This window comes from Rhizobacter sp. P3_B12 (assembly GCF_056402895.1).
In genome coordinates this window covers 1-6363 of record NZ_JBFUGN010000298.1, presented here as the reverse complement: position 1 = coordinate 6363, position 6363 = coordinate 1, and the positions used below count along the sequence as shown (strand labels likewise).

General features: G+C 70.7%; 3 protein-coding genes. 1 reads left to right on the top strand and 2 read right to left on the bottom strand.

All coding sequences use genetic code 11. The features are described from left to right. Positions 1-156 precede the first annotated feature (156 nt). Both AC1D01_RS16515 and AC1D01_RS16510 read right to left on the bottom strand, forming a co-directional pair. A complete protein-coding gene (locus AC1D01_RS16515) occupies positions 157-2415 on the bottom strand; it encodes a putative bifunctional diguanylate cyclase/phosphodiesterase (RefSeq protein ID WP_477868082.1) in 2259 nt (752 codons plus the stop codon). A gap of 5 nt (positions 2416-2420) precedes the next feature. Continuing rightward, on the bottom strand, positions 2421-5840 hold the full coding sequence (locus AC1D01_RS16510; RefSeq protein WP_477868080.1) for a PAS domain-containing hybrid sensor histidine kinase/response regulator: 3420 nt from the start codon (positions 5838-5840) through the stop codon (positions 2421-2423). Between the two features lie 177 nt (positions 5841-6017). Between AC1D01_RS16510 and AC1D01_RS16505 the strand changes: the two genes are divergently transcribed. After that, positions 6018-6363, top strand: a 346-nt coding sequence (locus AC1D01_RS16505; protein WP_477868078.1) for a hypothetical protein, incomplete at its 3' end; no start/stop codon positions are given.

Sequence of the window (6363 nt, the reverse complement as noted above, 5' to 3'; positions counted from 1 at the left end):
GGTAGGCCCGGGCGTAGTTCTCGGGCGTCGGCTCCAGCTTGTCGACCACGAGCCGGCGCAGCGCGGCCTTGGCCAGCACGGCAGGCGTCTGCGGCGCCTGGGGTTTGGTGTCCATCGATCAGGTCAGGGCAAGAAGAGGGAGGGCAGGAAGAGAGATCACTTGGGGGTGTAGCGATTCGGGCGCGGCTCCAGCCCGGCCCGGATCGAATCGGACAGGTCGTCGCCGTCGCCGGCGTCGACGATCCACGGCGCCTTGCGCGGCAGCACCGTCTGCTGCAGCCACTGTTCGAGCGCCTCGGGCGCGAGCGCCTTGCTGAACAGGAAGCCCTGCATCATCCCGCAGCCCAGCCGGTGCAGCACCTCCATCTGGCGCATGTTCTCGACGCCCTCGGCCACCACGCGCAGGCCGAGCGAGCGCGCCAGCGCGATGATCGCGGTGACCACCGCCGAGCTCTGCGGCGTCATGCCGAGGTCGCGCACGAACGAGCGGTCGATCTTCAGCTCGCTGATCGGCAGCGTGGTCAGGTAGGCGAGCGACGAGTAGCCGGTGCCGAAGTCGTCGATCGAGATCTCGACGCCGATCTCGTTGAGCCGGTGCAGCGTCGGGATCACGTTCTGCAGGTCCTTCATCAGGCCCGTCTCGGTGATCTCCAGCTCGATCGCATGGTGCGGCACGCCGTACGCGGTGACCGCCTGGTGGATGTGCTCGACCAGGTCGGTGCGCTCGAACAGCCGGTTCGGCAGGTTCACCGCGATCGAGTCGCTGAAGCCGAAGCTGTCCTGCCAGATCCGGGCCTGGCGCGCCGCCTCGCGGATCGCCCATTCGCTGAGCGGGATGATCAGGCCGGTTTCTTCCGCCAGCGGGATGAAATCGCCCGGCGGCACCAGCACGCCGCCGCGCTGCCAGCGCATCAGCGCCTCGGCACCCACCATGCGCGCGCCGCGCACGTCGACCTTGGGCTGGTAGTGCAGCACCAGTTCGTTGCGCTCGATGGCCTTGTGCAGCGCGCTCTCGAGCTCGAGCTTCTCGCGGCCCTTGCCGGCCAGCGCCGGGCGGTACAGCAGCGCGGCATTGCGGCCCTGCGCCTTCACCGAGTACATGGCGACGTCGGAGTTGCGCATCAGGTCGGCCACCGTCTGGCCGTCGCGCGGGAACATCGCGATGCCGACGCTCGCCGTGACGAAGCACTCCTGGCCGCCGACGAAGATCGGCTCGCGCATCACGTCGAGCACGCGCGCGGCGACCCGCTCGGCATCCGACTCGTCGGACACCTCGGGCAGCAGCGCGACGAACTCGTCGCCGCCGAGCCGGCCGACCGCCTCCAGCGTGCGGTGCGAGCGCGAGCCCATCGACTCGACCGCGCTCTCCATCACCTGGTCGGAGTGGCGCACGCACGAGCGCAGCCGGCGCGACACCTCCATCAGCAGCTCGTCGCCGGCGCCATGGCCCAGCGTGTCGTTGATCACCTTGAAGCGGTCGAGGTCGATCAGCAGCAGCCCGACCGGGTGGTTCAGCCGGCGTGCATGCTCGAGCGCGCGCTCGGTGCGCCAGATCAGCTGGCGGCGGTTCGGCAGGCCGGTCAGCGCATCGAAGTTGGCGAGGTGGCGGATCTTGTCTTCCGCCATGCGGCGGTCGGTCACGTCCTGCACGATGCCGGTGTAGCCGGAGAGGTTGCCGTGCTCGTTGAACTCCGGCTCGGCCTCGACGTGGATGATGCGCTGGCGGGCGTCGGGCAGCGTGACCGGGATGTCGGTGGCCAGCACCGAGCTGTGGCGGATCACCTCGTGCAGGATGGTCACGAAGCCGGCGCGGTCTTCGGTCGGCACCATGCGCAGCAGCGCCCGCATGCTGGGCGTGTCGCCCGGGCCGAGGCCGAACACCCGCAGCCCCTCGACCGAGAACAGCGGGTTGCCGTGGCCGCGGTGCCAGTCGAAGCTGCCCATGCGCGCGAGGTCCTGCGCGCGCGCGAGCTTCGACTTGCTGCGCTCCAGCTCCTGGCGGGTGCGCGACGAGCGCAGCAGGTAGCGCAGCCGGCCCGCCAGCAGGCTCCAGTGGGTGGACTTGACGAAGAAATCGGTGGCGCCGGCCTCGTAGGCGCGGGTGATCGACGCGTCGTCGTCGAGCCCGGTCAGCATCAGCACCGGCATCGATTCGAAGCCGGGCAGGCTGCGCAGCTCGCGGCAGGTCTCGAAGCCGTCGAGCCCGGGCATCAGCGCGTCCAGCACGACGACGTCGGGCGACCAGTCGGCCAGGATCTGGATCGCCCGCTCGCCGCTGGTGGCCTCGGTGATCGCGAAACCGCGCTCGCGCAGCGCGATCGCGGTGAGCAGCAGGTTGACCTCGTCGTCGTCCACCAGCAGCACGCGCGGCTGCCCGAGCAGGTCGTCGTCGGGCAGCGGCGCGCTGGAGCTCATGGAGGTCAGCGACCCAGCAACCGGCGCGTGGCAGCCACGACGATCACCACCTCGGCCTGCAGCGCCACGATGCGATCGTCCATGCCCTGGGTCGCCTCGCGGCGGACCATGGCTTCGATTTCTGCGCAGATTTGAGACATCTTGAGGGCCCCGATGCTCGCGGAAGACGACTTCAGCGTGTGTACCACGTGCCGGATGCCCGTCAAGTCGTGGGACGCCTGAGCATCCTGCAATTGGGGGAGAAGACGCTCGAGCGAGGTATCGAAGGCCTTCATGACCCGCTCGAGCAGCTGGTTCTCGCCGCTCGGGTCGAGTTCGCGCAGGCGGTCGAGCGCGCCGGCATCGAGCACGCCATCGGCGGCCGCCGCCGGGGCAGCGGGCGCCGGAGCGGCCGCGCCACCGGTGGGCGGGCTGTCGGAATCCACAGGCGCCGCGGGGCGCAATCGTTTGGAAAGCATGGCGAGCAGTTGGCTTTGGCGGAATGGCTTGGACAGATAGTCGTCGAAACCGAGTTCGAGAAACCGTTCTTCATCCCCTCCCAGGGCATTGGCCGTCACGGCGATCACCGGCGTTTCGGTCGGCGTCAGGAAGTTGAACCGTCCCGAGCGGCTGCGCCGGAACCAGTTCAACGCCTCGACGCCGTCCATGCCGGGCATCTGGATGTCCATCAGCACCAGGTCGAAGCGCCGCTCGCACAACGCCTTCAAACCCTCCAGCGCCGAGGCGCTGACCTGGACCTGGCACCCCAGCGCCCGGAGCATCTGCCCGATGACCTCCTGGTTGACCGGATTGTCTTCGATGACAAGGATCTGTGCGTTCAGCCGGGGCGTCAAGCGCGTCGCATCGGCGCGGTGGCTGGAGATGCCCAGGATCGCCTGGCGCAGCTCGGCCTTGCGCACCGGCTTCGCGACGAAGCGGTCGAAGCCGGCGCGGTGCGCCGCCCGCACGTCGTCCGGCGACGACACCGACGACAGCAGGATCATCTTCATGCCGCTGCCCGGGCGCTCCGGGCCGAGCGCCTGCAGCGCGTGGGCCAGGCCCATGCCGTCGAGCCGCGGCATGTGCATGTCGACCAGCGCCAGGTCGAAGCGCGGGTCGATCGGCGTCGCGCCCGACAGGATCGCCAGCGCCTGCCGACCGTCCTCGGCCAGCACCACCTGCATGCCCCAGGCGCCGAGCATGTTGTCGAGCACGGTGCGGTTGGTCTCGTGGTCCTCGACCACCAGCACGCGCAGGGCCGGCATCTGCGTCACGTCGAGCCCCGGCGACGTGGTGTCGCCGCCGGCGCTGTCGGCAGGCGCCATCGGCATGCTGAAGATGAAGCGCGAGCCGATGCCCGGCGAGCTCTGCACCTCGATGTCGCCGCCCATCAGCTCGACCAGCTGCTTGGAGATCGCGAGGCCCAGCCCGGTGCCGCCGTAGCGGCGCGACATGCCGCCGTGCGCCTGCGTGAACGCGCTGAACAGGCGCGGCAGCACCTCGTCCTCGATGCCGATGCCGGTGTCGCGCACCTCGAACTCCAGCCACAGCGCGCGGTCGGCCGACTGCGCCGGCATCGGCATGCGCACGTCGACGACGATCTCGCCGGCTTCGGTGAACTTGATCGCGTTGGCCACCAGGTTGGTCAGCACCTGGCGCAGCCGCAGCGGGTCGCCGTGCACATGGCTCGGCATGCCGGGCTCCTCGCGGAAGCTCAGCTCCAGGCCCTTCTCGTGCGCGCGCGGCGCGAGCAGCTCGAGCGTGTCCTCGACCACCGAGCGCAGCGAGAAATCGACCGGCGCGAGCTCCAGCCGCCCGGCCTCGATCTTCGAGAAATCGAGGATGTCGTTGATGATCTCCAGCAGCGCCTCGCCGGAGCGGTACACCGCCTGCGCGAAGCGCTTCTGGCGGTCGTTCAGCGCGGTGCCCAGCAGCAGCTCGGTCATGCCGAGGATGCCGTTCATCGGCGTGCGGATCTCGTGGCTCATGTTGGCCATGAACTGGCTCTTGGCCTGGCTGGCGGCCTCGGCGATGTCGCGTGCGCGCTTCAGCTCGTTCTCGTGCTCCAGGTCCTCGGTGACATCGCACACCAGGCCGTACACGCGCAGCTCGCCGTCGGGCATGCGGCGCGAGCGGGTGCGCGAGCGCAGCCAGCGCACGCCCTTGACCGGGTGCTGGATGCGCACGCGGATGTCGGCCGGCTGCAGCTGTTCCTCCAGCTCGCGGCGCGCCGCCAGCAGGTGGCGGTCTTCCGGCAGCACGCGCGACAGGAAGGAGTTCGGCGTGCGCTCGAACTCGTCCTGCGGCGTGCCCCAGGTGTCGTAGCTGCTCTCGGCGAGGAAGTGGAAGCGGTCGCGCGCCGGGTTGGTGACGAACAGGCTGTCTTCCACCGTGTGCGCGAACTCGCGCAGCCGGTTCTGCGACTCGTGCAGCTCGCGCTCGGCACGGCGCTCGCGGGTCACGTCTCGCGCCAGCACGATCACCAGCCGCGGCGTGCCGTCGGCATGGCGCAGCGCGAAGCTGCGGGCGCTGACGATGCGGCTGCCGCCCTCGCCCGGCACCTCGACCTCGCTCTCGATGGTGCCCTGCTCGGCCAGCGCCCGTGCGATGGCCGGCTCGCCGAGCAGCGCGACATCGCCGCCGAAGGCATCGCGCACGGTCTTGCCGAGCACCTGCTCGCGGCCCTTGGCGAACTCGCGCTCGGCATGGGTGTTGACCGCGACGATGCGGCGGTCGATCGGGTTCAGCACGAACAGGCTGGCCGGCAGGTTCTCCATCAGCAGCTGCAGCAGTTCCGGCTCGGGCGCGGCGGGCGCCGGCGTGGTGGGCAGCAGGAGCGGAATGGGGACCGTGGCGGGGGCGTGCGCGTCTGCCTGGGCATCGGCACGCGCGCCGCGCAGGTCGAGCAGCCGCTGCACCGTCTCGAGCACCCGGCGCAAGGCCGTCAGGTCGCGCTGCGCCGGCACGCCGTGCAGTTCCAGCACGGCAGCCGTGGTGATGCCGCCGCGCACCGGCAGCGCCATCACGCTGGCGGCCGAGCCATGCATCGGCGCCAGGCAGATGCGGCCTTCGGCGACCGCCCGCCCGGTGGCGCTGAGCCGCGGGTGGACGGTGAAGCGGCCGGGATGCGGATCCTCGGGCTGCTCCCAGGCCTGCAGCTGGGCGGCGTCGCCGGCGACGGACAGCACGCGCAGCACCGCGTGGCCCTCGGCCTGCAGGCCCTGCGCCAGCAGCGCGGCAGCGGCGTGCAGGGCGTCGGCCAGCGATTCGGCCCCGTCGACGCCGACGGCAACCTGCTGCAGCAGGCCCAGCCAGTCGATGACCGCCTCCTCCGCCGCGGCCGGCGCCGGCACCGTCGCCACCGGCGGCACCGGCTCGGGCTTCGCCGCATGGCGCGCCTGGCGGACACCGAACCATCGAGCAAGACGAGACAGCGGAGCAGGCATGGATCAACTACTGGTGAAAATGGCGCTGCCGCGTCGGCCCCACGGACTGACTCGGCCCAGGAAAGGGTCTTCGTTCCACTTTCGGTCCCGTCCGGACCGACTTGAGGCATCCGACACATTGGAAACCGGCGCGCGCCCCACAATGTCACGCTGCAACCACTCCTTACAATCCGTCGGATGAATCTCGAGACCGCGCTGCCGGCCGGACTGCTGCTGCTGGCAGCCCTCGCGACCGGGGCCTGGGCGGCCTGGTCGAGACGGCGGCTGCGCCGCACCGAACAGGCCCTGCAGCACGAGCGCGCCGAGCGGCAGGCGGTGGCGCAGACGCTCGACTGCTGGCAATGGCGCAGCGACCTGCAGCACCGCGTCGTGCAATGGCGCCCGCCGCGCGGCGCGGCGCTGGCCGACTGGGCCGGGGCCGACGACGCCGCACCGCTGTGGCAGCACTTCCAGGGCAGCGACACGCTGACCCGCTCGCTGCGCAACGCGATGGAGCAGCATGCGCCGCTCAGCGCCACCTCGC